The organism is Pseudomonas sp. GW531-T4 (genome assembly GCF_017349615.1).
Taxonomy (GTDB): domain Bacteria; phylum Pseudomonadota; class Gammaproteobacteria; order Pseudomonadales; family Pseudomonadaceae; genus Aquipseudomonas; species Aquipseudomonas chlororaphis_I.
Genome location: NZ_JACMZT010000014.1, coordinates 1 through 26,546, shown reverse-complemented (window position 1 = coordinate 26,546; position 26,546 = coordinate 1). Strand labels below are relative to the sequence as shown.

The 26,546-nt window shown below is 65.0% G+C and carries 27 protein-coding genes and 2 pseudogenes; 15 read left to right on the top strand and 14 right to left on the bottom strand.

Translation table 11 applies throughout. The features are described 5' to 3' along the window. The first annotated feature begins 12 nt into the window (after positions 1-12). Entirely contained in the window at positions 13-558 is a 546-nt protein-coding gene (locus tag J4D28_RS13570; RefSeq protein WP_009048336.1) for a thioesterase family protein, read from the top strand. A gap of 109 nt (positions 559-667) precedes the next feature. Here the strand turns inward: J4D28_RS13570 and J4D28_RS13565 are convergent, their stop codons facing one another. Then, positions 668-2,656, bottom strand: a complete 1,989-nt coding sequence (locus J4D28_RS13565) for a U32 family peptidase (RefSeq protein ID WP_016702839.1) — start codon at positions 2,654-2,656, stop codon at positions 668-670. 124 nt (positions 2,657-2,780) lie between these two features. Further along, a complete protein-coding gene (locus J4D28_RS13560) occupies positions 2,781-3,161 on the bottom strand; it encodes a RidA family protein (protein ID WP_009048334.1) in 381 nt (126 codons plus the stop codon). A 263-nt stretch (positions 3,162-3,424) separates the two neighbouring features. Here J4D28_RS13560 and J4D28_RS13555 point away from each other — a divergent pair, with 263 nt between their 5' ends. Further along, positions 3,425-3,811, top strand: coding sequence for a VOC family protein (locus tag J4D28_RS13555; protein ID WP_009048333.1), 387 nt, complete (start codon positions 3,425-3,427; stop codon positions 3,809-3,811). 152 nt (positions 3,812-3,963) lie between these two features. On the opposite strand, the gene J4D28_RS30440 is transcribed toward J4D28_RS13555, so the two are convergent. Beyond that, on the bottom strand, positions 3,964-4,095 hold the full coding sequence (locus tag J4D28_RS30440; protein WP_016702842.1) for a hypothetical protein: 132 nt from the start codon (positions 4,093-4,095) through the stop codon (positions 3,964-3,966). A 141-nt stretch (positions 4,096-4,236) separates the two neighbouring features. Between J4D28_RS30440 and J4D28_RS13550 the strand changes: the two genes are divergently transcribed. Further along, the gene (locus J4D28_RS13550; protein ID WP_009048331.1) at positions 4,237-5,178 is read left to right on the top strand and encodes a class I SAM-dependent methyltransferase; all 942 of its coding nucleotides are present in this window, start codon (positions 4,237-4,239) and stop codon (positions 5,176-5,178) included. Between the two features lie 124 nt (positions 5,179-5,302). Here the strand turns inward: J4D28_RS13550 and J4D28_RS13545 are convergent, their stop codons facing one another. After that, complete coding sequence (locus tag J4D28_RS13545; RefSeq protein ID WP_009048330.1) at positions 5,303-6,091, bottom strand: DeoR/GlpR family DNA-binding transcription regulator; 789 nt, start codon at positions 6,089-6,091, stop codon at positions 5,303-5,305. Positions 6,092-6,276: 185 nt separating this feature from the next. On the opposite strand from J4D28_RS13545, the gene yghX reads away from it, so the two are divergent. Further along, on the top strand, positions 6,277-7,164 hold the full coding sequence (yghX, locus tag J4D28_RS13540; protein WP_103331071.1) for a YghX family hydrolase: 888 nt from the start codon (positions 6,277-6,279) through the stop codon (positions 7,162-7,164). Positions 7,165-7,226: 62 nt separating this feature from the next. On the opposite strand, the gene J4D28_RS13535 is transcribed toward yghX, so the two are convergent. Both J4D28_RS13535 and J4D28_RS13530 read right to left on the bottom strand, forming a co-directional pair. After that, positions 7,227-8,645: a phosphatidylserine decarboxylase family protein gene (locus J4D28_RS13535; protein ID WP_103331072.1), complete on the bottom strand. Its 1,419-nt coding sequence runs from the start codon at positions 8,643-8,645 to the stop codon at positions 7,227-7,229. A gap of 285 nt (positions 8,646-8,930) precedes the next feature. Next, complete coding sequence (locus tag J4D28_RS13530; RefSeq protein ID WP_009048327.1) at positions 8,931-9,857, bottom strand: LysR family transcriptional regulator; 927 nt, start codon at positions 9,855-9,857, stop codon at positions 8,931-8,933. A 146-nt stretch (positions 9,858-10,003) separates the two neighbouring features. Between J4D28_RS13530 and J4D28_RS13525 the strand changes: the two genes are divergently transcribed. The 4 genes from J4D28_RS13525 (at position 10,004) to dsdC (ending at position 14,318) form a co-directional block, all read left to right on the top strand. Continuing rightward, the gene (locus J4D28_RS13525; protein ID WP_009048326.1) at positions 10,004-10,408 is read left to right on the top strand and encodes a RidA family protein; all 405 of its coding nucleotides are present in this window, start codon (positions 10,004-10,006) and stop codon (positions 10,406-10,408) included. Positions 10,409-10,627: 219 nt separating this feature from the next. Next, complete coding sequence (locus tag J4D28_RS13520; protein WP_009048325.1) at positions 10,628-11,968, top strand: gluconate:H+ symporter; 1,341 nt, start codon at positions 10,628-10,630, stop codon at positions 11,966-11,968. Positions 11,969-11,993: 25 nt separating this feature from the next. Continuing rightward, positions 11,994-13,346 (top strand): D-serine ammonia-lyase, encoded by a 1,353-nt coding sequence (locus J4D28_RS13515; protein ID WP_103331073.1) that lies wholly within the window; start codon positions 11,994-11,996, stop codon positions 13,344-13,346. Positions 13,347-13,370: 24 nt separating this feature from the next. Then, entirely contained in the window at positions 13,371-14,318 is a 948-nt protein-coding gene (dsdC, locus tag J4D28_RS13510) for a DNA-binding transcriptional regulator DsdC (RefSeq protein ID WP_053268709.1), read from the top strand. Between the two features lie 31 nt (positions 14,319-14,349). Here the strand turns inward: dsdC and J4D28_RS13505 are convergent, their stop codons facing one another. The 4 genes from J4D28_RS13505 to J4D28_RS13490 form a co-directional block, all read right to left on the bottom strand. After that, positions 14,350-14,544 carry a DUF1289 domain-containing protein gene (locus tag J4D28_RS13505; RefSeq protein WP_007924891.1) on the bottom strand — a complete coding sequence of 65 codons (195 nt, stop codon included), beginning with the start codon at positions 14,542-14,544 and terminating at the stop codon, positions 14,350-14,352. A gap of 41 nt (positions 14,545-14,585) precedes the next feature. Beyond that, positions 14,586-15,077, bottom strand: a complete 492-nt coding sequence (locus J4D28_RS13500) for a copper chaperone PCu(A)C (RefSeq protein WP_009048321.1) — start codon at positions 15,075-15,077, stop codon at positions 14,586-14,588. Continuing rightward, positions 15,077-15,682 (bottom strand): SCO family protein, encoded by a 606-nt coding sequence (locus J4D28_RS13495; RefSeq protein ID WP_007924889.1) that lies wholly within the window; start codon positions 15,680-15,682, stop codon positions 15,077-15,079. The genes J4D28_RS13500 and J4D28_RS13495 overlap by 1 nt, the downstream gene beginning before the upstream one ends. Before the next feature lie 168 nt (positions 15,683-15,850). Continuing rightward, complete coding sequence (locus J4D28_RS13490; RefSeq protein WP_041986859.1) at positions 15,851-16,210, bottom strand: hypothetical protein; 360 nt, start codon at positions 16,208-16,210, stop codon at positions 15,851-15,853. Positions 16,211-16,390: 180 nt separating this feature from the next. Between J4D28_RS13490 and J4D28_RS13485 the strand changes: the two genes are divergently transcribed. The 4 genes and pseudogenes from J4D28_RS13485 to J4D28_RS30695 all read left to right on the top strand — a co-directional run bounded on the left by J4D28_RS13485 (position 16,391) and on the right by J4D28_RS30695 (position 20,626). Beyond that, the gene (locus tag J4D28_RS13485) at positions 16,391-17,836 is read left to right on the top strand and encodes a SulP family inorganic anion transporter (protein ID WP_103331074.1); all 1,446 of its coding nucleotides are present in this window, start codon (positions 16,391-16,393) and stop codon (positions 17,834-17,836) included. A gap of 142 nt (positions 17,837-17,978) precedes the next feature. Then, positions 17,979-18,686 (top strand): DUF6602 domain-containing protein, encoded by a 708-nt coding sequence (locus J4D28_RS13480; RefSeq protein WP_009048317.1) that lies wholly within the window; start codon positions 17,979-17,981, stop codon positions 18,684-18,686. A 311-nt stretch (positions 18,687-18,997) separates the two neighbouring features. Next, positions 18,998-19,768 (top strand): annotated as a pseudogene (locus J4D28_RS30700) (MCP four helix bundle domain-containing protein); the annotation flags it as partial. After that, positions 19,763-20,626, top strand: a complete 864-nt coding sequence (locus J4D28_RS30695; RefSeq protein ID WP_371356844.1) for a methyl-accepting chemotaxis protein — start codon at positions 19,763-19,765, stop codon at positions 20,624-20,626. The pseudogene J4D28_RS30700 and the gene J4D28_RS30695, both read left to right, overlap by 6 nt. Positions 20,627-20,663: 37 nt before the next feature. On the opposite strand, the pseudogene J4D28_RS13470 reads toward J4D28_RS30695, so the two are convergent. Next, positions 20,664-21,997 (bottom strand): annotated as a pseudogene (locus J4D28_RS13470) (PLP-dependent aminotransferase family protein). 127 nt (positions 21,998-22,124) lie between these two features. On the opposite strand from J4D28_RS13470, the gene J4D28_RS13465 reads away from it, so the two are divergent. After that, entirely contained in the window at positions 22,125-23,021 is an 897-nt protein-coding gene (locus J4D28_RS13465) for a DMT family transporter (protein WP_103331075.1), read from the top strand. Positions 23,022-23,447: 426 nt separating this feature from the next. Here J4D28_RS13465 and J4D28_RS13460 read toward each other — a convergent pair whose 3' ends face one another. Beyond that, entirely contained in the window at positions 23,448-23,777 is a 330-nt protein-coding gene (locus J4D28_RS13460; protein WP_009048313.1) for a hypothetical protein, read from the bottom strand. A 224-nt stretch (positions 23,778-24,001) separates the two neighbouring features. Beyond that, positions 24,002-24,529: a DUF1993 family protein gene (locus tag J4D28_RS13455; RefSeq protein WP_103331076.1), complete on the bottom strand. Its 528-nt coding sequence runs from the start codon at positions 24,527-24,529 to the stop codon at positions 24,002-24,004. Positions 24,530-24,705: 176 nt separating this feature from the next. Here J4D28_RS13455 and J4D28_RS13450 point away from each other — a divergent pair, with 176 nt between their 5' ends. Then, the gene (locus J4D28_RS13450; protein WP_101282165.1) at positions 24,706-25,143 is read left to right on the top strand and encodes a hypothetical protein; all 438 of its coding nucleotides are present in this window, start codon (positions 24,706-24,708) and stop codon (positions 25,141-25,143) included. A gap of 45 nt (positions 25,144-25,188) precedes the next feature. Continuing rightward, positions 25,189-25,683, top strand: a complete 495-nt coding sequence (locus J4D28_RS13445; protein ID WP_009048310.1) for a PaaI family thioesterase — start codon at positions 25,189-25,191, stop codon at positions 25,681-25,683. 6 nt (positions 25,684-25,689) lie between these two features. Here J4D28_RS13445 and J4D28_RS13440 read toward each other — a convergent pair. Beyond that, a partial coding sequence (locus tag J4D28_RS13440) for an MFS transporter (RefSeq protein WP_207246424.1) occupies positions 25,690-26,546 on the bottom strand: 857 nt, incomplete at its 5' end.

Here is a 26,546-nt window from a genome sequence, read left to right as displayed (position 1 = left end):
ATCGGTGTATTCATGAATCTCTGGTTCCGCATGCTGCTCATGCTGTTTCGTCGTCCGTGGCGCAAGCCGGTCGAAGGCCTGGCCACCACCGTCGTGCACATGCGCGTCTGGCCGCTCGACCTCGACCTCAACCTGCACGTCACCAACGGCCGCTACTTCACCCTGGCCGACCTCGGGCGCATGGATTTCGTCCTGCGCAGCGGTGCCTACCGCGTGGCCCTGCGCCACAGGGCGGTGCCGATCGTCGGTGATGTGTGGGGCAAGTTCCGCCGTGAACTGAAGCTGTTCGAAGCCTTCGAGGTCCACAGCCGGATCCTCGGCTGGGACGAAAAATGGAGCTTTATGGAACACCGCTTCGTCAGCAAGGGCCGGGTCACCGGCGTGGTGGTGATGCGCGGGCTGTTCCGCTCGGCCAAAGGCACGATCGCCCCCGGTGAGTTCGTCCATGAACTGGGCCTGGAGCTGTCGCCCGAGTTGCCACAGTGGCTGAAAGACTGGTCGCAAAGCTGCGATGACATGAGCGTGCAACTGCGCGCAGAAGAAAACCCGGCGCGTTGAGGCAGGTCGCTGAGACAACAACGCCATTGCCGACCCAGGTCGACAATGGCGTTGATGCGCGACAGCCAGCGTTTGACCGAGTGAGCGAGCGACGCGCCCGCCCACTCACTCAGTGCGGAGCGCGGGGGATGGTCTTGAGCAGGTCTTCGGGGCTGATATGGCCGACCACGCTGCCCGGTTGCGGCATGTTGAGGATGTGGCCTTTCATCTTGCCGATGATGTGCATCTCGCACGGCTTGCAGTCGAACTTCAGGGTCAGCACTTCGTCACCGTGAATCAGCTGCATCGGCGCCACCTTGGTACGCACGCCGGTCACACCCTTGGCCTGTTTCGGGCACAGGTTGAAGGAGAAACGCAGGCAGTGCTTGGTGATCATCACCGGCACTTCGCCGGCCTCTTCGTGGGCCTCGTAGGCCGCATCGATCAGCTTCACGCCATGGCGGTGATAGAAGTCGCGGGCCTTCTGGTTGTAGACGTTGGCCAGGAACGACAGGTGCGATTCCGGGTACACCGGCGGCGGCGTGGTCTCGGCCTTGCGGCTGCCACGCGGGTGGGCGGCGATCCGCGCGGCGGTCAAGGCTTCGATCACTTCCCGGCGCAACGCCTTGAGCTGCGAGTTGGGGATGAAGTAAGCCTGCGGCGCATCGAGCTTGATGTCGATGGCGTGGTACTGCGTGGTGCCGAGCTGGCCGAGCAGGTCCTGCAGTTGCTCCAGCGCCTGTTCCGGCTTGTTGGCGACGCCGAACGGGCCGTTCAGGGTCACGCTGGCGCTGATCCCTTCTTCACTGGTCGCGGTCACTTCCAGTTGCTCTTCACGCAGGCGCGCGACCCAGCTCAGGGCCACGCGACGTTCGGCGGAAGTCTTCTGCAGGGCCTGTTGCCAGTTGTGATCGAGGTTGCGGTTCAGCGGGTGGTTCGGCCGCAGCTTGTAAAGGCCTTCCGGCATCTCGTTGGGCTCGACGCGATAGCGATAGCGTTTCTCGCCGTCCTCTTCGAACTCGCCCTTGGGCTCGGCGATGTTGGCGCGGAAACCCACCACTTCACGCTTGACCAGCACGTTGAGGCCGTCACCGTTGGACAGCGGCTCATGGGTCACCACTTGCAGGTCGCGCTTGGCGACTTTCTCCACCACGCCCACCGGCAGGCCGGTGAAGGTCGGCGAGTCGAAGGCGCCGATGTCGATCTTGCGATCGGTGACGAAATAATCGGTGCTGCCGCGGTGGAAGGTCTTTTCCGGATCGGGCAGGAAGAAATGCGCGGTGCGGCCGCTGGAGGCGCGGGCCAGGTCGATACGGTCTTCGAGCACGTCGTCCAGGCGCTGGCGGTAGTAGGCGGTGATGTTCTTCACATAGCCCATGTCCTTGTAGCGCCCTTCGATCTTGAACGAGCGCACGCCGGCTTCCACCAGGGCGCGGATGTTGGCGCTCTGGTTGTTGTCCTTCATCGACAGCAGGTGCTTCTCGTAGGCGATCACGCCGCCCTTTTCATCCTTGAGGGTGTACGGCAGGCGGCAGGCCTGGGAGCAGTCGCCACGGTTGGCGCTGCGGCCGGTCTGCGCGTGGGAAATGTTGCACTGGCCGGAGAAGGCCACGCACAGCGCGCCGTGGATGAAGAACTCGATCGCCGCGTCGGTTTCGTCGGCGATGGCGCGGATTTCCTGCAAGTTCAGCTCACGGGCCAGGACCAGTTGCGAGAAACCGGCCTGGTCGAGGAACTTGGCCCGCGCCAGGGTGCGGATATCGGTCTGGGTGCTGGCGTGCAGCTCGATCGGCGGAATGTCCAGCTCCATCACGCCCAGGTCCTGGACGATCAACGCATCGACGCCGGCGTCGTACAGCTGGTGGATCAGCTTGCGCGCCGGCTCCAGCTCGTTGTCGTGGAGGATGGTGTTGAGGGTGGTGAAAATCCGCGCATGGTAGCGCCGGGCGAACTCCACCAGCTCGGCGATTTCACTCACCTCGTTGCAGGCGTTGTGGCGCGCGCCGAAGCTCGGGCCGCCGATGTACACGGCGTCGGCGCCATGCAGGATGGCCTCGCGGGCGATGGCTACATCGCGGGCAGGGCTGAGCAATTCCAGGTGATGCTTGGGCAAGGACATATTTTTTTAGTCAGGCTTGTCACGGTCGAGGCGCGCATTGTAGCGGCGAAACGCCTGACCGGCACCCGTGTACTGCCCGATGGCGCGCACTCGCCGAGCGGCGCCACCGGCCAAAGGCTGGAACTCAGGCCTTGGCCGCCATCGCGGTGACTTCCACGCGCATGCCTTCGACCGCCAGGGACGCCACGCCAACGGCGGCGCGCACCGGCCAGGGCTTGGCGAAGAAGCGCTGGTAGACCTCGTTGAACGCGGCGCGGTCGGCCATGTCGGTGAGGTAGATGGTCAGGTGCAGGACCCGGTCCATGGAGCTGCCGGCCTTTTCCAGGGCCACCTTGAGCGCCTGCAGGGTGCACTCGCTCTGCGCGGTGATGCCGCCCAGTTCCAGGCTGCCGTCGGCGCGGGTGGGGATCTGGGTGGAAACCAGGATGCCAGCGAAGCCGGCGACGTCGGAAGAGATGGAGTCCGCGTCGGGATCGGGAATGAAGTCGATATCGTGGTTGGCCATGGGGCTCTCTTGTTCGGGGGTCATAAAGGATGGCCGGCGCCTTGCTGGGCAACGGCTTTGGCGCGCCAGTTTACAGCCCCGGCGCCGGGTCGTGCGGGAATCGGCTGGAAAACCCGGCCTTCCCTCCTCGCCCGGTGGCAGCCTGTAACACTCCGGGGCGCTGGCGACGCTGCCGCCCGACTATTATCCCTGCCAGGCATTTATCGCCGACAGGCCCTCGATATCCTGCTGGCCATTCGCGCATCAATACGGAGAACCAACCCATGAAGATCGTGATCACCAGCGTGGTCGTCGACGACCAGGCCAAGGCCCTGGCCTTCTACCGGGATGTGCTGGGTTTTCAGCTCAAGCACGACATCGCCATGGGCGAGCACCGCTGGCTGACGCTGACCTCACCCGGCGACCCCGACGGCGTCGAGTTGCTGCTGGAGCCCGACGCCCACCCGGCCGCCAAGCCGTTCACCTCGGCGCTGAAACGCGATGGCATTCCCTTCACCTTCTTCGGGGTCGAGGACATACACGCCGAATATGCCCGGTTGAGTGCCCTGGGCGTGCAGTTCACCCGACCGCCGACGGTCGCCGGCCCGGTGACCCTGGCGGTCTTCGACGACACCTGCGGTAACCTTATCCAGATCGTCCAGCAGAACTGAACAGCCATGGCATGGCGAACTGGAGGCAGGCCCTCGACGATCTCATTGGATTGCGCGAAGCCTGAATAATCAGCTTCGCGCAGATATCCACTCGCTCCCCGTTTTACGGCCTGCCGGGCACGACGCCGCCAATCATCACTGCCGTCGATCATTCAAATCATGAAAGCGGATTTTTTATTTTCCGCCGATGCCTTCAGAATGGCGCCACCTTCAATACCGTCGGACAAGTACGTCATGAATATCAATTTTGCGGTCGCCTGCATGATCGTGGTTTCCTTTGCCATCGCCCTGTTCCACACCTGATCGGTAGCCCCGCTCGACATGGCACCCGGCCATCGGCAAGGGTGCAGGCCACTGACTTGCCGCGTTCCCCACGTGGCATTTGTGTTTAAAATGCCCGCCCTTTTATTGCCGGCCCTCCTTCGATGAACTCCGAAGCCCTCTCCATCCTGCACCATCACCTGCTGACAGCCCTGGCGTCCGCTCCCGCGGAAACCCGGCGCCTGTTCCATGGCCGCGGTCGTTGCTGGCCGGGGCTGGAGCAGGTGACCGTCGACTGGCTGCAGGGCGTGGTGCTGGTGGCGCTGTTCAAGGAGCCGGAGCCGGAACAGCTGGAGGCGCTCAAGCAGTTGCTGCTGGCGATCAGCACCTCGCCGCAGTGGCAGGCCTGTGGCGCCCATACCCTGCTGCTGCAACACCGCTATCAGCTGCAAAGCCCGGTGGACTGGCTGGTGGGCGAACCTATCGAGGAATGGACCCTGGTCGAGGAAGGCCTGCGGTATCGGGTGGACCTGGGCAAGAAGCAGAACAACGGCCTGTTTCTCGACATGCGCTACGGTCGCAACTGGGTGCGCGCCAATGCCCGGGGCAAGCGCGTGCTGAACCTGTTCGCCTACACCTGCGGCTTCTCGGTGGCGGCCATCGAAGGCGGCGCGACCCATGTGGTCAACCTCGACATGTCGCGCCCGGCCCTGAGCCGAGGCCGCGACAATCACCGGCTCAATAGCCACGACCTGAGCCAGGTAACCTTTCTCGGCCACGACCTGTTCAAGTCCTGGAGCAAGGTGAAGAACGCCGGCCCCTACGACCTGGTGATCATCGACCCGCCTTCGTTCCAGAAAGGCAGTTTCCTGCTGACCAAGGACTACGCCCGGGTACTGCGGCGCTTGCCGGAATTGCTCACCGCCGACGGCTGCGTGCTGGCCTGTATGAACGACCCGGCCGTCGCCTCGGACTTCCTGATCGACAGCGTTACCCGCGAAGCCCCGGGACTGCGCTTCGAACAACGCCTGGACAACCCGCCGGAGTTTCCCGATACCGATATCGAAAGCGGCCTGAAGGCCCTGGTGTTCCGCCGGGTCGAATAAGCGCGCAGCATCTCAGGTCTGACTTGCCGTAAGTCCGCACTCGCAATCCACCGCCCCAGGCCTGGGCCGCGTCGTGATGAATGCGCGGATGCCAGGCCATAAAGCCCGGCACCTCACGCTGCCGTCACACCGGCGCCTGCACCACCTCGATGCCCAGGCGCCGGTAGTCCTCGATGCTGCCCGAGGCCAGGTGCTGCTCGGTGATCAGCGTATGCAGGCGATTGCACGGCGCCACGGCAAAGGGTTCCACCGCGCCGAGCTTGTCGGCGGTGGTCACCGCGACCACCTGGGATGCGCTGTCGAGCAGGGCCTGTTTCACCGGCACCTCGTCGAAGTGCAGCGAGGTGATGCCGACTTCCGGATGAATCGCGCACACTCCGGTGAACAGCAGATCGGCGCGGATGCCCTGGATCAGGCGTACCGCCTCATGGCCACCGGAAGACAGGGTCGCCGGGTTGAGCCGGCCACCGGCGAGGATCACCTGGCTGCGCGGGTACTCGGCCAGGGCGATGGCGATCAGCGGCGAAGCGGTGACCGCGGTGATGCCGATATCGGCAGGTAGCGACTGGGCGATCAGCAGCGTGGTCGAGCCCGAGTCGAACATCACGATCTGCCCTTCCTGCACCCGCTGCGCGCCGAGCCTGGCCAGGTGGCGCTTGACCTCGCTGCTTTCGCCCAGGCGGGTGAACACATCCTTGCCGGTGTCCTTGGGTCGTGGCAGCGCGCCGCCATGCACCCGCTGCAGCAGCCCGGCATCGGCCAGCTCCGCCAGGTCGCGGCGGATGGTGTCCTCCGAGACCGCGAAATGCTGGCCAAGCTCGGAGGCCATGACCTTGCCGTCGCGCTCGAGCAGCAACAGGATCTTCTGCCGGCGCACATGGGGCAGCTCGGCGACTGAATGCTGGTTTTGCATGCTTATGCCTGCTTTTGCGTGTTTATGCGAGATTAGCCAAGGCCCCGCCCAAACACAATGCTCACCCTGCGCATTGGCCGCCGGGGCCCAGGCTTGCTTTACTGATTCAATCCCAGGTCGAACCTGTCCCGCCTACAAGCCGTGCGGCACCAGGACGTCCCCCATGATTGAAGAGGTAGCGCGCGATGGAACGTCTCAGTGCCAAAGACTTCGCCCCCGAGTTGCTCGAACTCTACGACTACTACGCCCACGGCAAGATCAGCCGCCGCGAGTTCCTCGACCGGGCGGCGGCCTTCACCCTGGTCGGGCTGACCGCCAGCGCCACCCTCGCCGCCCTGACGCCGAACTACGCCCTGGCCGAACAGGTGTCGTTCACCGACCCGCAGATCGTCGCCGAATACATCACCTACCCCTCGCCCAAGGGCCACGAACAGGTCCGGGGTTACCTGGTGCGCCCGGCAAATGCCGAAGGCAAGTTGCCGGCGGTGGTGGTGGCCCATGAAAACCGCGGGCTCAACCCCTATATCGAGGACGTCGCGCGGCGCCTGGCCAAGGCCGGTTTCATCGCCCTGGCCCCCGACGGCCTGACGTCGGTTGGCGGCTACCCGGGCAACGACGACAAGGGCCGCGAACTGCAACAGAAGGTCAATCCGGAAAAGCTGATGAACGACTTTTTCGCCGCCATCCAGTGGCTGCTCGAGCACGACGCCAGCACCGGCAAGGTCGGCATCACCGGCTTCTGCTATGGCGGCGGGGTGGCCAATGCCGCGGCCGTGGCCTATCCCGAACTGGCGGCAGCCGTGCCCTTTTACGGACGCCAGCCGGACAGCGCGGAGGTCGACCGAATCCAGGCGCCACTGCTGCTGCACTACGCCGAACTGGACACGCGCATCAACGAAGGCTGGCCGGCCTACGAGCAGGCGCTGAAAGCCGCGGGCAAGACTTACGAGGCTTATATCTATCCCGGGGTGAACCACGGTTTTCACAACGACTCGACCCCGCGCTACGACGAGGCAGCCGCCACCCTGGCCTGGGACCGGACGCTGGCGTGGTTTCGCAAATACCTGGTTTAGGCCAACGGCTGACAGCATTTAAAGACGACGGCGCGAGCGCGCCGTCGCCTGCACTCAGCAGCTCACTCCTTCAGCAACGCCGTGGCGATCACCGTGCCCATGGGCGTCGGTTGCGGATCGTTCTGGTGCTGCACCGCATTCAACGCCCAGGCTTCCAGCTGCACCCGGTCCTTCTGGAAGATCATCATGTGGGTCGAACCGCCGAACTCGAAATGCCCGATCTCGGTGCCGCGGGTGATGTTCACCGGGGCGGCGCCTTGGTCAACGATGAACTGGGGTTCGATCACGCAGGTCGAGACCTCGACCATGCCGATGCAGATCAGCGCGACATACCCGCAGGTCGGGTGCTCAAAGACAAAGATCGCCCGGGCGGCGACATGCCCCAGATACGGCTGCGACTCGGTGCCCTCCCAGGTGCCCTCGCCTTCGCCCTGGGCCGGACGCTGGGCGAAATAGGTGCCCGGCTGTACCCAGGAGCGCACCAGCTTGCCGTCGAGCGGCGCGTTCCAGCGGTGATAATGGGTCGCCGAGAGGAAGCCCTGGTACGCCTGCCCACCCTGGAACGGAGCGGCCCACTGCTCCTGGCCGCCGAACAGGTCGAGCAGCGAATAATTGACGTCCTTGATCCAGAATTCGGTCTCGAACGCCACGTTGTTTTCGTACTGCCAGGGCGTGGTCTCGCAGCCGATATTGACCTGGGTGAGCGCGTTGCCCTGGAACGGCCGCGCGCCAGGCACGAACTTGCGGATGAAGAACGCATTCCAGGAATCGAAGCCGTAGCCGGGCAGGTTCGGATCATGCTCCATCTGCGTCCAGACCCCGGCCTCGTGGGCCGCCTTGGAGATCCACGAGCCTGCTTTTTCCGGGTCGTTGATATCCAGCTTGTCGAGGGACGCGCTGCTCTTGAGGAAGCTGTTCCAGGCGTTGAGCACCTTCTTGAACTGCTGGTTGAAGGTCGTGTCATGGAACAGCGCGACGCCCGCCTCGGTGCCCATCGACACCGCCAGGAAGGCGTTCATCGGCGTGCCGACCTGGGCCGTGGCGTTGAACGACGATGAGGTGCTGATGATCTCGTTGAGGATCTCGAAGAAGCTGTCATAGCCGGCGATCCACAGCGCATCGCCGTCCGAGTCCTTGATCTGCTCCTTGGTCGCCTCGTCCAGGGTCGCCACGTAGTCGTTCGACTGTTCGATCATCGAGTTGATCCACATGCGGTACACGCTGTTGTGGGTAACCCAGGTCTTGAACTCGATGATTTCCGCGCGCATCGGCGTCAGGGTGCCGGCCTTTTTCTTCTCGGCGATCAGGTCGCGCAGCGGCACCAGGAACCTGGCCGTGGCCCACACCCGGTTGGGCACCCAGAAGCCCATCTGGATCGGTCCGGCGTTGGCCAGCGTGAGGCGCTCGGCGCCGGTGCTTTCCAGGCGCGCCTGCCGCGAAGGCTGTTTGGGGTTGCTGAGTTGTTTGTCGTACTGAGTCATTTCTTTACTCCTTTAAAGAGGCGGCGCCCGGGCGGCGATGGCGCGGGCGCGACCAGACTGCGTTGAGGTACTGGCCAGCAAACGACGGCTCCAGCAGGCGTTCATGTCAGGGAGGCGACAAGGGTTGTGTACGGGGTTGAACGACACTCCGTGTCCTTCTCGCCATGCCGGTCCCGGGCAGAATGCGGCGGCCGAACGGCCATCTACAGGCGCGACTTGCCTGGACAAGTAAAGCTGCTCCGGCGGGTTTCGGGGGGCCGGCAGAAATTTATAGAGCCGACCGCCTCACGCCCCCGCTCGGCTGGCGACCGGCGCGTGCCGGGCCATCAGTTCGGCGACCCAGTCGATAAACACCCGCAGCTTGATGCTGATATGCCGGTTGGGCGGAAACGCCACGTAGATCGGCATCGGATCGAGCTGCCAATCCTCGAACAGACGCACCAGTTCGCCCCGTTCCTGGTGCGCCCTGGCCATGTAGTCCGGCAGCCAGAGTATGCCCAGGCCCGCCAGGCCGGCGGCGAGGTAGGCATTGCCATCGTCGACCGCCAGCACGTAGCGGCCCTTGATCTGCAGACTTTCGTTGTGGTTGCGCATGGCATACGGCAAGGCCTTGCCGGTGCGCGCCCAGAGAAAACCGACGATGCGATGCAAGGAATCCTCCAGCTCTTGCGGATGCACGGGGGTGCCGAGACGCTCCAGGTAGCTGGGCGCCGCATACACCCCCAACTGGAGATCGCCGATCCGCCGCGCCATCAGTGACTGGTCCGTCAGCTCGCCACCGCGCACCACGCAATCCACATTCTCGCCGAGCACATCGACGATGCGGTCGCTGACGCCCAGGTCGATCTGGATGTCCGGGTAGCGGGCGTGGAACCCGGGCAGCGCCGGCACCAGGATCATGCTCGCCAGCGGGCTGGGCACATCCACCCGCAAGCGTCCCCTGGGCACCGCCGAGGCACTGGACAGGCTGGTCTCGGCATCGTCGAGGTCGGCCAGCAGGCGCACCACGCGTTCGTAATACACCGCGCCGTCGGCCGTCAGGTGGACCCGGCGCGTGGTGCGGTTGAGCAACTTGACCCGCAAGCGTGCCTCCAGCTGCTGCACCAGTTGCGTCACGCTGGTCTTGCTCATGTGCAGCGTGTCGGCGGCCTTGGTGAAGCTGCCCGCTTCCACCACCCGGGCAAAGGCCTGCATCGCATCAAAACGGTCCATTTCCACCCCGGCTAACCATTGGATTGTTTGGATTCCACAAACAGTGATGGCTACGGTTGCTCGTTTATCGGCCAGGCGCAAGTGCCTAGAGTCGGCTTCATCGTTCATTCCAGGTCGGCTTCGACCCTTATCGATGGAGGCAACACATGACTCAGCGCGACGCGGTTTTTCCGCCCGGACGCCAGGCGCTTTACCAGCGCAACCGCTACTCACCGGCGATCCGCTCCAATGGCTTTCTGTTCGTTTCGGGCCAGGTCGGCAGCAGTGCCGATGGCTCGCCCGAGCCGGACCTTGAGGCCCAGGTGCGCCTCGCGTTCACTAACCTCAACGCAATCCTGGCCGCCGCCGGCAGCTCCTTCGACGAGGTGATCGACGTCACCGTGTTTATCGTCGATCCCGAAACCCGCTTCGAAACCATCTGGAAGGTGGTGCCGGAGTTCTGGGGGAAAGCACCGCACCCGACGCTGACCGCCGTGGGCGTGACCTGGCTGTATGGCTTCGACTTCGAGATCAAGGTCATCGCCAAATTGCCGGAAAGCACCGCCGGCTGATTCACAACCCTCGACCGGGTCGCGTCCGTGACCCGGGCTTCCACGGCCGGACAGATCGGCCTTGCCCCTCCCATTCCCACACCCGTGCCCACGCCTGACCCAGCATCACCCATCTGCTGACCAATGATCTTTTGTCAGCCCCGCGCGCCCGATAGTTAACTCTCGCCCCGCGAAGTCCTTTGACGGACCCCGTCACAAAATCAATAAGAGGGTTGGCCGATGCAAAGCAGTGGCGCGTTGCTGTGGGTGTTGTTGGCCGCGATCGTGATGATCGTGGTGTTGATTGTCAGGTTCAGGGTGCATGCCTTTCTGGCGCTGATCGCCGCCTGCGGCCTGGTCGGAGTGGGCTCGGGGATGCCCTTGAACGGCATGCTCGAATCCTTCCAGAAGGGCCTGGGCGATACCCTGGGGTTTCTCGCCGCGATCATCGGGCTGGGCAGCATCCTGGGCAAGATGCTCGAGGAATCGGGCGGCGCCGAACGCATCGCCCAGACCCTGCTCAACACCCTGGGCGAGCAGCGCGCGTCCTGGGTGATGATGCTGGTGGGGTTCATCGCCGGTATCCCGGTGTTCTTCGAGGTCGGCTATATCCTGCTGATTCCGCTGGTGTACGTGGTGGCCAAGGAAACCCGGCTCAACCTGCTGTACCTCGGCGTGCCGCTGGCGGTGTCGCTGATGTGCGTGCACTGCATGCTGCCGCCCCACCCCGCGGCCATGGCCATTACCCACTTGCTGGGGGCCGACGTCGGCAAGGTGATCCTCTACGGCCTGATCGTCGGCCTGCCCACCGCCATGATCGCCGGGCCGCTATGGATCCGCCTGGTGGCGCGCCGCCAGGCCGAACCCTGGCAAGCAGCCTTCCTCGAGGAGCGTTGCCAGGCCCGTGGCGCGCGAGTGCTGCCGGGCTTCTGGCTGACCCTGCTGACCATTTTGCTGCCGCTGCTGCTGATGATCGGCAAGACCTTCGCCAGCGCCCTGCCCGCCGGCTCGACCCTGTCCGTGCTGCTGTCGTTCTTCGGCAACCCGCTGGTGGCGCTGGTGATCGCCGTGGTCTTCGCCTACTGGTCCCTGGGCCTGCGCCGTGGCCTGTCGATGTTGGACCTGCTGGGGCACACCCAGAAAAGCCTGCCGCCACTGGCCAGCATCCTGCTGATCATCGGTGCCGGCGGCGCCTTCAACGGCATCCTGATCGACAGTGGCGTGGGCAAGGTGCTGGCCGACTCCCTGACCCGGCTGGACATCAACCCGGTGGTGCTGGCCTGGCTGGTGGCGGGCCTGATGCACTTCGCGGTGGGCTCGGCGACCGTGGCCATGATGAGCGCCGCCGCCATCGTGCTGCCGACCCTGGGCGTCGACTCCGGCTACAGCAAGGAGATCATCGTGGTCGCCATCGGCGCCGGGGCCATCGGCTGGACCCACGTCACCGACTCGGCCTTCTGGGTGGTCAAGGAATACCTCGGGGTGTCGCTGGCCGACGCGCTCAAGACCTTCACCAGCGCCACGGTCCTGGCCTCAGTGGTGGCCCTGCTGCTGACCCTGAGCCTCGCTCATTTCATTTAAAACCTTTGTCACAGGAGTCATCCCCATGATCGCAGGCCAGCCACTCGCTACCTGGACCCGCCGCTACCCGCTGCTCGAAGAGCTGATGGCGTTGCGCGAAACCACCTGGTTCACCCCCACCCGCGCGCCCCTGGCCGATGGCCTGAGCGACCTGGCGCTGAGCACCGCCGACGTGGCCGATGCCAGCGCGCGCCTCGAGCGTTTCGCCGCCTATTTTCGCGTGGCCTTTCCCGAGACCCTGGCCAACAACGGCATTCTCGAATCGCCGATCCAGCCACTGCCAGCCTTGCAGGCGGTGCTGGCCGGCCGCTATGGCCAGGCCCTGCCCGGCGCGCTATGGATCAAGCAGGACAGCCACCTGCCGATCTCCGGGTCGATCAAGGCGCGCGGCGGTATCTATGAAGTACTCAAGCACGCCGAACACCTGGCCCTGGAGGCCGGCCTGCTGCGCCTGGACCAGGACTACAGCGTGCTCGACTCGCCCGAGGCCCGGGCGCTCTTCAGCCACTACCGGATCGCCGTGGGTTCCACCGGCAACCTGGGCTTGTCCATCGGCCTGATGGGCGCCCGGCTGGGGTTCCTGGTCACGGTGCACATGTCCGCCGACGCCCGCCAATGGAAGAAGGACAAGCTGCGCGCCCACGGGGTGAGTGTCATGGAGTACGAAAGCGACTACAGCATCGCCGTGGCCCAGGGGCGCCAGCAGGCCAGCGCCGATCCGGCCTGCCATTTCGTCGATGACGAGAACTCCACCGACCTGTTCCTCGGCTACGCCGTGGCCGCCGAGCGCCTGAGCCGGCAACTGCAACAGGCCGGGGTCCGGGTCGATGCCCAGCATCCGCTGTTCGTCTACCTGCCCTGCGGCGTCGGCGGCGGCCCTGGCGGCGTGGCGTTCGGCTTGAAGCTGGCGTTCGGCGACGCCGTTCACTGTATATTTGCCGAGCCCACCCATTCGCCGTGCATGCTGCTCGGGGTGCACACCGGGCTGCATGACGAGGTGTCGGTGCAGGACTTCGGCATCGACAACCTCACCGCCGCCGACGGCCTGGCCGTCGGCCGCGCCTCGGGGTTTGTCGGCCGCGCCATGCAGCGGCTGATCGAGGGTTACTACACGGTCAGCGACGACGAACTGCATGCCCTGGTCTGGCTGATGGCCAAGCACCAACAGCTGCACCTGGAGCCCTCGGCGGTGGCCGGTGTCCCGGGCATCGCCCGCGTGCAGGCGCAGCGCGAGCAGTACCTGCGGCGCAGCGGCATGAGCGCCGAGGCGTACGCCCGGGCCACTCACCTGGTCTGGGCCACGGGCGGCAGCATGGTCCCGGACACCGAGATGCAGGCTTATCTGGCGCAAGGTGCCCGGGTGCTGCAAGGCTCATAACAGACCGACAGGAGAAGCGCCGGCTTGTACAACCTACCGCCCCGACTGGACGCCAAGCTCAACAGCAGCCAGTTCTCGAACCTGTTCACCTTCCAGGTCGCGGCCCGTCACCTGAGCTTCAGCAAGGCCGCCGATGAGTTGTGCCTGACCGCCAGCGCGGTCAGCCATCGCATCGCCCGGCTGGAGGCGGAGCTGTCGATCCAGCTGTTCCGCCGGCTGACCCGGCGGGTTGAACTGACCGAGGCCGGCGAGCGTATTTTTGCGATTCTCCAGCAGACCCTGGGCGACCTGTCCGAAGTCCTGGCCCAGCCGGTCGACGCCGACCTGGCCGGGCCGCTGACCCTCTACGCCCATCCGTCCATCGCCCATTCCTGGCTGGTGCCGCGCCTGGCCGAGTTCGGCCTGCGCTTTCCCGGGGTCCGGCTTGACCTGCGCGTAGGCAACGACCGCATCGACTTCCGCACCCGGCAGATCGACCTGGCGCTGTATTACGGCAATGGCGAGTTCCATGGGCTGGTGGCGCACAAGCTGATGCAGGAACGGGTCGCGCCGGTGTGCAGCCCGCAATACGCCGAACGCCATGGATTGACCGGGGCAGTCGAACAATTACAGCAGTGCACCCTGCTGCATGATTCGCTGGCCTGGGACCACGCCACCTTCGACTCCGAATGGGCGCTGTGGATTCGCCAGCACGGCGGTGGTGTGTCCATGCCGAAACGCGGGGTAACCTTCGATCGCTCGGACCTGTGTGTCACCGCCGCCATCCACCATGCCGGCGTGGCGATCGGGCGCGAGCATCTGGTCAGCGAGGCCATCGGGCAAGGCCGGCTGGTGCTGCCGTTCACCGGGTTTACCCGCAGCGGCGAATACGACTACTACATCGTCCATCCGACCCTGGAGGCCCTGCCGCGCCGGGTCTCGGCCTGTATCGCCTGGTTGCAGGAGTGTGCGGCGCAAACGCCGGGAGTCTGAAGGCCGGCACGCAATGGCCGGCTGGGGAAAATCAGCGGCTGGCACCGCCGCCTTTCTTGCGCAGCGCCTTCAAGCGCTGGCTCGCCCGCTGCACCGCCGCCATCTTTTCCGGGCGCTTCATGCGCTTCCATTGGCGGATGTCGTCCTTGCTGCGCCCGCAACTCAGGCACAGGTCGCCGCTCAACTGGCAAACGGCGATGCAGGGGTTGTCGATTTCCTTGGCCATGCTTCAGCCTGGCTGCCGGTCGTCGCAAGTGCCGCGAACCATCAATGCTGCATCTTGCTGTGGTCGGCCATGTTCAGCGCGCGGGCCTGGGCCTCGACCTTGATCGACTGTTTCTCGCCCTTGGCGTTTTCCACCACCAGGGTCAGCGGCACCTTGTCGCCTTCCTTCACCTGGGCCACCAGGTCGATCAGCATCACGTGATAACCATGGGGATCCAGGGCCACGGCCTTGCCGGCCGGCAAGGCGACGAAGTCCGCCGGGCGCATGCTCATCACATCGTTGTGCATGCTCGACTGGTGAATCTGCACGATCTTGGCCACTGGCGACTCGACGCTGAGCAGCTTGCTGTCGTCGCTGGCGGTCAGGGTCATGAAGGCCCCGGTCGCTTGCTGCCCGGCGACGGTGGCGCGTACCCAGGCGTCATCGACCTGGGTCTGGGCCGCGGCCTGGCCAGCCAGGCCCAGCAGGGACAGGCCGATCAGCATGCGCTTGGCGCGTTGGGCGATAGCGGTTTTATTCAGGGCCGGGTACATCAGCAGACCTCCATGACGGTCAGTAGATCTTCCGCGCACTCTTGCGCGGTAAGCGATTGGGACAAGCCAAGGCGCAACGTGCCCCGGGAGTCGTAGACAAAACTGGTGGCGGTGTGGGACAGGGTGTAGGTCGAACCGCTGGGGATCTTCTCGTAGAACACGTCGAATTCCTTGGCCGTGGCCGCGGTCTGCTCCAGCGTGCCGTACAGCGCGACGAACGACGGGTCGAAGGCCTTGACGTAGGCGTCGAGGACTTCCGGGGTATCCCGCTCGGGATCCAGGGTGATGAAGATCACCTGCAGGCGGTCGCCGTCGCGGCCCATCAGTTTCTTGGCCTGGGCCGCGCGCGCCAGCGTCGTGGGGCAGATGGCCGGGCACTGGGTGAAACCGAAGAACACCATCGGCATCAGGCCGCTATAGCTTGAGAGCGTCCTGACGTTGCCCTCGGTGTCCTTGAGCTTGAAGGTACGGCCCATGATCTTGTCGCTCAGATCCTTGCCATATTTGTACGACAGCTGGCCCCGGGTATCGCAGCCGGCCAGAAGACCGAGACCCAACACCCCCATACCTGCAATCACCTCGCGGCGACTCAACAAAACACTCATTCGTTACCGCCCTTTGAGGAGCCGAAAATCCAGACGACCCGCCGGGCGGCTCATCCGTAAAAGCCACGCATGGTAGCAAAACGCGACGCCCCGCTTCCTGCCAAATGGATGACAGGTTGTGTGCGACCATGGTCGGGTGCGGCGTTTAGCCGCGCTTTCCAGCGGCTCTCAGCCGAGCCGTGCCAGGCGCTTTTGCCAGTTGCCGCCGTTGATGCGCTGGCATTGTTCTTCGCTGTCGTACCGCACGTGGGCCGCCAGCGCCTGCAACTCCAGGCCGGCGTCATGCAGGGCCATGGCTGTCAGTTCGAGCATGCGTTCGCCCTGCCCGCAGGCCAGGGCCCGGGTCTTGCTGGCCTGGGTGTCGAAGACCCAGACCACCCTCAGGCTGGCGGGAAACGCCGCGTGATCGGCCACATGGGTCAGCCAGGAAAACCCGACGATTTCCGCCTTGGCGGTTTCGCAGGCGTCGGTGAGGCTGGCGACCAGGCGGCGTTCGAGACGCGCCTGCTCGCGTTTGCTTGATGGCATGGAGGCTCCTTGGCGGCCCGGCATCGATCGCCGGGGCTGTGCGGCTGCGCAGTCTTGCCGCCAGCGCCCGGCAATACAAGCCCCGGGTGGCCGGCGCAGAGGTTATTCCGTAACATTCGCCGCCTTTCGACATTCCCTCGCAACCCCGGCCGCTCTCCTGGCCGCCCTCTCAGGTAAACCATGAAACCCGCTCGCCTTCGCGCCGACGTCCTGGCCGGACTCACCACCTCTTTCGCGCTGGTGCCCGAGTGCATCGCCTTCGCCCTGGTCGCCCACCTCAATCCGCTGATGGGCCTGTATGGCGCCTTTATCATCTGCACCCTGACCGCGCTGTTCGGCGGCCGCCCAGGGATGATTTCCGGCGCCGCCGGGTCGATGGCGGTGGTGATCGTCGCGCTGGTGGTGCAACACGGCGTGCAGTACCTGCTGGCCACGGTGCTGCTGGGCGGCCTGGTCATGATCGCCTTCGGCCTGCTGCGCCTGGGCAAGCTGGTGCGGATCGTGCCGTATCCGGTGATGCTCGGCTTCGTCAACGGCCTGGCGATCATCATCGCCCTGGCCCAGCTGGAACACTTCAAGGCCGACGAGCGCTGGCTCAGCGGTACGTCCCTGTGGCTGATGCTCGGGCTGGTGGCGCTGACCATGGCCATCGTCTACCTGCTGCCGCGCCTGAGCCGCGCGGTGCCGCCGGCGCTGGTGGCGATCCTCGGGGTCGGCCTGCTGGTCTACCTGCTGGGCCTGCCGACCCGCATCCTGGGCGACATGGCCCATATCGCCGGCGGCCTGCCGCGCCTGGCGTTGCCGGATATCCAGTGGAACCTGGAGACCTTGGGCATCATTGCCCCCTACGCCTTCCTGATGGCCATGGTCGGCCTGCTGGAAACCCTGCTGACCCTCAACCTCACCGACGAAATCACCGAGAGCCGCAGCTTCCCGGACCGCGAATGCGTGGCCCTGGGCGCGGCCAATATCGCCTCCGGCCTGTTCGGCGGCATGGGCGGTTGCGCGATGATCGGCCAGACCGTGATCAACCTCAGCTCCGGCGGCCGTGGCCGGCTGTCCGGGGTGGTCGCCGGGACGATGATCCTGCTGTTCGTGCTGTTCCTCTCGCCCTTGATCGAGCGCATTCCGCTGGCGGCGCTGGTCGGGGTGATGTTCGTGGTGGCCCAGCAGACCTTCGCCTGGGGCTCGCTGCGGGTGCTGCACAAAGTGCCGCTGAACGACATGCTGGTGATAGTCGCGGTGACCATCATTACGGTCTTCACCGACCTCGCCATCGCGGTGCTGTGCGGCATCGTCATCGCCGCCCTCAACTTCGCCTGGCAGCATTCGCGCGAGCTCTACGCCGACAGCCACGAGGAAGCCGACGGCAGCAAGCTGTACCGGGTCCACGGCACCCTGTTCTTCGCCTCGACCACCTCCTTCCTCAACCACTTCGACCCGGCGGGCGACCCGGCCCAGGTGACCCTCGACTGCCGCCACCTGAGCTTCGTCGACTACTCGGCCATCGCCGCCCTGAAAACCCTGCGCGAACGCTACGGCAAGGCCGGCAAGCACCTGCGGGTGACGCACCTGTCCGAGCGCTGCAAGCAGTTGCTCAAACGCGCGGGCATCCAGCACGGCTGAGATCGGGCCTACGGAGCCGCCTGCAGGGGCCTTGCGGCGCTCCACAAACGCCTTTACACCCCCGCCCCGTTTCCTTACTGTCGGGCAGCCTCGGCCTCAAGCGGGGCTGTTTGCCCCATACATTGCATAGACGGAGTGAGTCATGTCAGGGAAAGACCTGTTGCTCAACAGCATCGAGACACTGAAAGAAAACTTGATGCTTGGGCACAAGCAATCGCAAAAGTACCCTTCGACGGTCATCGGCAACGAAAGGGAACTCATCATCGAAAGCCTGCTGGCTCGGGTTCTGCCGCACAACATCCGCTATGGCTCCGGCGTCATCATGGACGGCTACGGAAAAACCACGGGCCAGATCGATATCGTCCTCGAGTGCGAGCAAAGCTTCAGCCTGCCCATCACCTCCGGCAAGCAACGGCTGTACTTTGCCGATACCGTGGCGGCCGCCATCGAAGTGAAGTCCGACCTGCGGAAGCAGAAGGTCGAGGCATTCGCACAAAGCCATGCGGTCCAACAGCTACAACGGAAAAAGTCGAAAGAGAAGTTCATTTTCAGAAATGAATACCTGGTCCCGTCCTACATCATTGCTTTCAAAGGACCGGACAAAGACACCATTGCCAAGTGGCTGTTTGAAGAATGCAGAGAGAAAAATCAGCATTACCCCACAGGAATCCTCTGCCTGGAACCCGCTTACTTTTTCAGCTTTGAACCCTCTGGAAACTTCGAGGCATCCGGGGACAGCGCGGTTTTCGCGTTTCTGTGCAGCCTCTCCAATTGGCTTTCCTTCAACAGAGACAGCCGCTTCGACATCAAGAGCTACGTCTCGCTCCTGGATGAAGCCGAGGACGACTGACGACAGCCCCCGCAAATACCTGAAAAATAGAAGGCGAGCCGCAGCTCGCCTTTTTTCATCGGCCGAGCACGGGGGGCTCCGGTCAAAACAGCGACATCATTGTGATATCATCGCCACCTTTCCGGCCAGGGCCCGTGCAACCCCGTCCACACCGGAAGCCCCCATAAAGAAGGCGCCACGATGCGCCTCCCGCCTGCCTTGCCTGCAAGAACCGACGACGCCCCGGAGCCTTTCCGAGCGCGCGCCGCTTTGCTGCGAACCTGCCGGATGCCGCGCAGGTTGTGCCTTTTGCCGCCACAAGGAACACAGTCATGCTTTTACGATCGATGAACATTTCCCGCCGTGCAGGCCTCAGTTTTGCCCTGATCGCGCTGCTGGCGGTTGCGCTCGGAACCTTCTCCCTGCTGGAAATGCGCCGCATGAACGAGCAGTCGCTCGAGGTCGACAGGAACTGGCTGCCCTCGATCGTCGCAGCCAACGCCATGGCCCTGACCAGCACCCAGATCCGTACCCTGACCCTGCGCCAGCTGGTGGTGCGCGACAGAAGCGACGTCGAGGCCCTGCTGGACCGGATCAATCAGCTCGAGGAGCAATTGTCGGCCCAGCAGCTGGTCTACGAAAAACTCAGTATCGCCCCCGAGGAAAAGGCCGCGTACGCGCGCTACCTGGGCGTCAAGGCGCTGTACCTCAAGGACCAGCAGCGCGTCCTCGACCTGGCGCGCCAGGGCCGCAAGGACGAAGCGATCGCGATCGTCGACGGCGGGCCGTTCCTGGCCAATGCCGACGCCATGCTCAAGGAGTTGCTGACCGTGGTCGAGGTCAACACCCACGGCGGTGAAGCGGCGGCCGCGCGCAGCAACGAAGTGTTCCACAGCGCCGTCGGCCTGGTGCTGGCGATCCTGGCCATCGTGCTGGTGCTGACTGTCGGCCTGGCCATCGTACTGACCCGCAGCATCGTGCGGCCGCTGGGCCAGGCCGTGGAAGTCGCCGAGACCATCGCCAGCGGCGACCTGTGCCATGCCATCAGCGTGACCGGCAACGACGAGCCGGCGCGCCTGCTGCACGCCCTGCAACGCATGCAGAACAGCCTGCGCGGCACCCTGCAGAAGATCGCCGATTCCTCCAGCCAGCTGGCTTCGGCCGCCGAGGAATTGCATGCGGTGACCGAAGACTCCAGCAAGACCCTGCACCAGCAGAGCAACGAGCTGGAACAAGCCGCCACCGCGGTCAACGAGATGACCGCGGCCGTGGAAGAAGTGGCGCGCAACGCCGTCAGCACCTCCGAGGCGTCCCGGGAAACCGACGCCACCGCCCACCACGGCCGGCAGCAGGTGCAACACACCGTCGACTCCATCGGCGACCTGGCCGACGAGGTGACCCGCACCTGCGAGCAGGTCGAACACCTGGCGGTGGATGTGCGCAATATCGGCCAGGTCCTGGAGGTGATCCGCTCGATCGCCGAGCAGACCAACCTGCTGGCCCTCAACGCGGCCATCGAGGCGGCCCGGGCCGGCGATGCCGGACGCGGTTTCGCCGTGGTCGCCGATGAGGTGCGGGCCCTCGCCCATCGCACCCAGCAGTCGACCCAGGAAATCGAAAGCATGATCAACACCATCGAAGAAGGCACCGAAGGTGCGGTGAGCGCCATGCGCCACAGCAACGAACGCGCCCACCTGACCCTGGAAGCCGCCCGCGCCTCGGGCCTGGCCCTGGACCAGATCACCCAGGCCATCACCTCGATCAACGAACGCAACCTGGTGATCGCCAGCGCCAGCGAAGAGCAGGCCCAGGTCGCCCGCGAGGTCGACCGCAACCTGGTGAACATCCGCGACCTGGCGACCCAGACCTCGGCCGGGGCCAACCAGAGCAACGCCGCCAGCCAGGACCTGTCACGCCTGGCGGTGGAACTCAACGGCCTGGTGACTCAGTTCAAGGTCTGACGGCCGCAGGCTCCCGCGCCTTGCCGCGCGGGAGCCTTCAATAGGCGTATTGGCCAATCACCTGCCGCACCCTTTCCAATGCCACCCGCAACTGATCCAGCTCGACCGAGCCCAGGGCCAGGCGGATGGCGTGGGGCACCGGCGCGGCGCTGACAAAGGGCTCGGCGGTGGACACCGAGACCTTCTCCCGCAGCAAGGCCATCGCCACCTGATCGGCGCGCACCTCCTCGGGCAGCGGCAACCAGAGAAAATAGGACGCCGGATGCCCGATGTACGCCAGGCCGGCCAGCACCTCCCTGGCCAGGGCCTGGCGGGCGGTCGCGTCCTGGCGTTTCTCGGCTTCCAGGCGCTGCACCGTGCCGTCGTCGATCCAGTTGCAGACCAGCGCTGTCATCACCCCGGGAGTGTTCCAGGTGGTCGCGCGGATCACCCGTTCGATCGGCGGCACCCAGGCCAGCGGCGCGACCACAAAGCCGACCCGCAGCCCGGTGGCGACATTCTTGGAAAACCCCGACACATACACCGTCAGCTCCGGCGCCAGGGCCGCCAGAGGCGCGGGTGGATTCTCGGCGAGGAAGGCATAAGCGGCGTCCTCGATAATCAGCAGCCGATGCTGCCGGGCGATCCGTACCAAATGCTCGCGCCACGCCAGGTCCAGCACCCAGCCCATGGGGTTGTGCAGGGTCGGCATGGCATACACCGCCCGCACCCGCCGGCTGCGGCACAACCGCTCGAAAGCCTGCAGGTCGGGGCCGTGCTCGGTCAGGGCAATCGACACCAGTTCCACGCCGTGGGCCTCGGCCACCACCTTGAACCCCGGGTAGGTCAAGGCATCGGTGGCCACCACATCGCCGGGCTTGAGCAGCGCCATCACCGTGGTCGCCAGGCCGTGCTGGGCGCCGCTGACGATCGACACCTGGTCCGCTTCCACCTGCAACCCGCGACACGCCAGATGCCGGCCACGGTGGCCCGCTCGTGGCTGCGGCCACTGTGGGGCTGGTAGCGCAGCAGCGCCTCCAGGTCACCGGCAGCCGCCAACTGGCGCAGGCCACCGCGCAGCACTTCGGCCTGCCCGGGCAACGCCGGGTAGTTGAAATTGAGATCCAGGGTGCCCGCCGCGGTCGCCTGCTGGTCGACGCCCTGCCCCGGCGGCAACGCCGTCTCGCGGACAAAAGTGCCGCGCCCGGTTTCGCCACTGATCAGGCCCATGGCCTCCAGCTCGGCATACACCCGTGAGGCGGTCACCAGGGCCAGCCCTTCCCTGGCGGCCAGTTCGCGGTGGGTCGGCAGGCGGGTGCCCGGCGGCAATGCACCGCCACGAATATCGGCGGCAAAACCATCGACCAGTTGTTTGTAGCGGGCACGGGCCATAGGGCAATGTATCCATGACAATATTTTGATTGTATTGCTTGGCACTCCTAGGATGGGGCCTGAACAGCCCAGGCGCAATCTCGCCCTGAAGCGCGGCGCCTACCCTTGAACAGAGCTGAGCCCCTGAATGGAACGGACATCGCCCCTGCCACACCCCAGCACACAAAAAGCCGCGAGCGGCTGGCTCAACGGCTTTATCGGCGTGCTGATTTTCAGCGGCTCGCTGCCGGCCACCCGGGTGGCCGTGCTGGAGTTCGACCCGCTGTTCCTGACCGTGGCCCGCGCCAGCATCGCCGGCGTCCTGGCCTTGTGCCTGTTGCTGCTGTTCAAGGAAAAGCGCCCGAGTAGAAGCCAGCTGTGGCCCCTGGCGATAGTCGCCCTGGGCGTGGTTCTGGGCTTTCCGCTGCTGACCGCGCTGGCCTTGCAGTACGTGACCTCCGCCCACTCCATCGTCTTCCTCGGCCTGCTGCCCCTGGCCACCGCGGTGTTCGGCGTGCTGCGCGGCGGCGAGCGGCCGCGGCCGGTGTTCTGGCTGTTCTCGGTGCTGGGCAGCCTGCTGGTGGTGGGGTTTGCCCTGTCCCAGGGGCTGAACGCCGCGCCGGCCGGAGACATCCTGATGCTGCTGGCGATTCTGGTCTGCGGCCTGGGTTACGCGGAAGGCGCCAAGCTCTCCCGGACCCTGGGCGGTTGGCAGGTGATCTCCTGGGCTTTGGTGCTGGCGCTGCCGGTGATGGCGGTGCTGACGCTGTTGCGTGCCCCATCTTCGTTTAGCGGCATCACCCTGCCCGCCTGGCTGAGCCTGGCGTATGTCGCGCTGTTCAGCATGCTGATCGGCTTTGTCTTCTGGTACCGCGGGCTGGCCCAGGGAGGGATCGCCGCCGTCGGCCAGTTACAATTGCTGCAACCGTTCTTTGGCCTGGCCCTGGCCGCCACCCTGCTGCATGAACAGGTCAGCCTGGGCATGCTGGGAGTGACCGTGGCAGTGATTTTGTGTGTGGCCGGGGCGAGGAAGTTTTCGAAATAGCGGTTTGGCCTGCCCTTAAAAAGATTGGGCGGGCCTGAGGTATCCCCTCAGACCGGGGAGATGGTCGCCAGCAGACCAATCGCAATGGTCAGCGCCAAGAATCCAAACAAGAAAATCGCCATCTTCGCCATAAAGGCCTCCTGAACAATAGGTTTTCGCCAACGCGAAAAGCAGAACGCCGCCTCAGGCTCCAGCTGGCAGGCCGGTGCGCCTGAGGGGTGCGTTATTGTCAGGCCAGATCTGATCCCGATACAGACGCAGGTGACGAAGAAAAATACGGATCAGATGGCGGCGGGTTCTGTCGGCCCATGGGCCAAAGCTCCGGGGGCATGAGACAAGGCCGACGTGCCTCGCCCCAGGATCGCCGGCGCCCGTACCAGCATGGCAGCCCGGGCAACCGGCCACCCCGCACGCCTTCCCCTCGGGTTATTTGCGCGCCAGCTTGTAGCGCACGCAGTCGTCGTAAAAGCTCTGCCGCACCGTCGCCGGCTTGGCCCGCGAGGGGCTGTCGTAGGTCTGTTCGGTAATGCCCAGGGCCAGCATGCGCATCCAGCCCTTGCTGAACTTGTAGGTCTGCAGCTTCTGCCGCGCGGCATACAGCGAAACCCCAGACAGTTTCAGCTCCTGCGCCCGCGCCGCCGTCCCCGCGCCCCAACTGCACACATACCGGTCATTGGCCGGCAACTCCTTGCCCTCGGCCGCGACAGCCATGCTGACCAAGGCGAACGAGGTCAGCGTCATCCACACATTGCGCATTTTTCGATCTACCTAACCACCTGAAATTAAAGTGATTTTGGCGGTGATTCGGCGCTTGCGGGGCCAGCACGATGCCGTGTCGGAGAAGGCAATGTGCCGCTCTTTTAATGGCCACTTGTTCACGGCTCGCGCCGCGGCCGGCCTCGGGCAGCAACCACTGGTGCAGCGCCGCGATATTCGGTCGACAGTTTTCTCGGCAGGGATATCTAGGCCGGTAGCCGGCGCTAGCCCTGTGGCTGGCGCAGATAGGCAAACATATGCTGCGCGTACTCGGCCTTGCCCAGCGGCACACCGTTATGCCGCAGGATGTCGTAGGCCGTGACCAGGTGGAAATAGAACTGCGGCGTCGCCCAGTTGCGGGCGTATTCTTCGCCGGTCATGTCGAAGGCGATGGCGTTGGGCAGCTCGATGGCCACGGCGCGCTGGCCGCTGCTCTCGATCAGTGCTCGATCCGCCTCGGCGAGGAACGCCAGGGTCTGCTCGATCAGTGCCTTGGCCTCGGCCATGCTGGCCGGCGCCGGCAACCCGGTCACCGGCAGGCCGCTGAGGCGCTGGACCGCTTCCCGGGCCTGGGTGCAGCTAAAGCGTACCTGCGCCGCCAGGTCATACATGTCCGGCGCCAGGCGCGCCTGCAGCAGGACCTGCGGGTCGAAGTGCCGTTCGCGGGCATGTTCCTCGCCCTTGTTCAAGAAGCTGTTCAACGCCCGCAGCATCTGGGCGAAACAGGGGACGGTCATGGCATAGATCGACATACTTTCTCCTCGCAGGAATCAGCGGTGGACAAGGTGCAGGCAGCGCGCCCGGGGCAGCGCGCTGAGAATCCTAGCAGATGGCAATCCGGCCCTGATGGCGGCAGAAAAGTACCCGTCCGCCGATCTGGCTGTTAAGGTGCGCCCCTGACGTAATACACCACCTGAACATGAGGAAAATGACCTTGAGCAGTGAAGCAAAAATGACCGGGGATCTGTTCGAAGTCGACAAGCGCCTGGGGCTCAAGCCCGTGGTGGACTTCAACACCTACCTGCGCACGGCCTTCGGCGACGGCGCATGCACCTGCGGTCGTTGTGTCGCCAGCGCGGGTGACGAGAGCGGTTATGCCTACCAGCACAGCTTCGACTTCGACGGCCGGGTGACCCACCGCCGCTTCGCCACCACCGCCGGCAGCGACGTGCTGCTGGTGCTGAAGAAGGCCTGGTTGTCCTACACCAAGGCCGAGCTGGAAGCCAGCGGCAACCTGGCGCTGGACACCGTCAAGGAGTTCGTCGAGCCGCAGTTGCACAAGCGCCTGCTGCCGCTGCTGCTGGCCAGCGGGCTGGTCAAGGATGTCGACGGCGAGCTGCAGATACAGGCACAAGCGGCGGCCTGAGAGCTTCGCCAGGGCCCTCTCCAACAATAAAAAAGGTAAAGACACATGCACCCACTCTCCCTGCAAGACAGCACCGCGCCGGACGGCGTTTGTTTTGGTTGCGGCAGCAGCAACCCCCATGGCCTGCACATCAAGAGCCACTGGCATGAGGATGGGGTGCATGTGATGGCCGAGCACCTGCCGGACAGCCAATACTGCGGCTGGCCCGAACTGGTGTACGGCGGCCTGATCGCCATGCTGGTGGACTGCCACTCGAACTGGACCGCCATGGCCTACCACTACCGCGCCGAAAAACGCGCCCTGGACAGCCTGCCGCGGATCAACTGCGTGACCGGCAACCTCGGCATCAAATTCATCAAGCCGACGCCGATGGGTGTACCCCTGACCTTGCGCGCCAAGGTCGAAGGCGAACTCGGCCGCAAGAGCCGGGTGATCTGCGAGGTCTACGCTGGCGATGTGCTGACGGCGGTTGGCGACTCGATCTTTGTGCGGGTCGATACCGAGCAACTGGCCGCAACAGCCCACGGACGCGAAGCCTGAGCCGGCTCAGGCCAGCCGGGCATCCGCGTCCAGGCCGCGCTGCACGAACCAGGACAGCGGCAACGTCAGCAGCAAGGTAGCCGCCAGCACCATCACCGCGACGGGGACGCCAGTGACGTCCCCCAGGCTTCCGAACAGCACCGGCGCCAGCGCCCCGCCGCCGATGGTGCCGGTATAGAAGACCGCGAACGCCTGCTCGCGCTTGCCCGCCCCCGCCAGGTCCGGCACCGCGCCATAGAGCACCGACGAGGTGCCGTTCAACGCCAGCCCCAGCAGCGGCAAGACCACCATCAGGCCCAGATAGGGCAAGTACACCGCCAGCACGATCAACAGCGCCGTGGTGAACTCCGTGAGCCACACGGTTTTCATCATGCCGATGCGCGCGCCCAGGTAACCGCACAGCAACTTGCCGAAGGCCCCGCCGACAAACAGCATCGTCAACGCCAGGCCGATACCCGCCGTGCCGGCGCCCTTGGCTTTCAGCAGAAACGGCAAGAAGGTCAGGAAACCCATGCGCACCGCGCTGTCCAGCGTGCCGGTGACAATCAGTGCCCGCAGCCCGCTGGCCGAGCCTTTTCCGCTGACTACCTTGGCGCTCTTCTCAGGCTTGGACGACTCCGCCGCCTGCGCCGGAATCAACCACCACAGCAACCCGGCGGCCGCCAGCCCGAGCAGCCCCATCAGGGTCACACTGGCGCGCCAACTGAGCACCGTCAGCAACAGGCCCACCAGCCCCGGAATCAGGGTCTTGCCGATATCGCCGGAAAAGTTGTACTGCGCCAACGCCTGCTTGACGCCACCGCCGGCCTCATGGGTATCGGTGATCATCGACGACGCCAGCGGATGCTGGGTACTCGCCCCCA